Here is a 569-nt window from a genome sequence, read left to right on the forward strand (position 1 = left end):
TGGTTGCCGGGGCCGGGCACCGGGTGCTGCTGCATGGCTGGAACGGTGCCGACGGATCGGTGCGCGCCGGGCTGCCGATGGCCGGGATCGCCACGGCCAACAGCGTGGCCGAAGCGGAGGCGCTGATGGCGCGGCACGGCATCGCCTATCTGCCGCTGGAACAGCTGTCGCCGGCGCTGTTCGCGCTGCTGGGCCTGCGCAGCGTCTTCGGCCTACGCTCCTGCGTCAACACGGTGTGCCGGATGCTGAACCCGTCGGCGGCCGGGGCCAGCGTGCAGGGGGTGTTCCACCCGTCCTACCGGCTGACCCAGGCCGGGGCGGCAGAGCGGATGGGCTGGCAGGCGCTGACGGTGATCAAGGGCGGCGGCGGCGAATTCGAACGCCTGCCGACAAAAGAGGTCGCCTGTTTCGGCCTGCGCGGCGGCGCCGGGTGGGAGCAGACCGCCCCGGCCCTGGTGGCCGAGTCACGCCGCCTGGACGATGGCGCGCGCGATGCGCAGATGTTGCAGGCGCTGTGGCAGGGCGCGCTGTCCGACCCGTTTGCCGAGGCCGTCGTCATCGGCACCGCC

1 pseudogene is annotated in these 569 nt (G+C 73.1%); it reads left to right on the forward strand.

The features are described 5' to 3' along the window. A pseudogene (locus CVM52_RS26430) lies at nucleotides 1-569 on the forward strand (glycosyl transferase family 3); the annotation flags it as partial.

This window comes from Pseudooceanicola lipolyticus (genome assembly GCF_002786325.1).
Lineage (GTDB): Bacteria > Pseudomonadota > Alphaproteobacteria > Rhodobacterales > Rhodobacteraceae > Pseudooceanicola_C > Pseudooceanicola_C lipolyticus.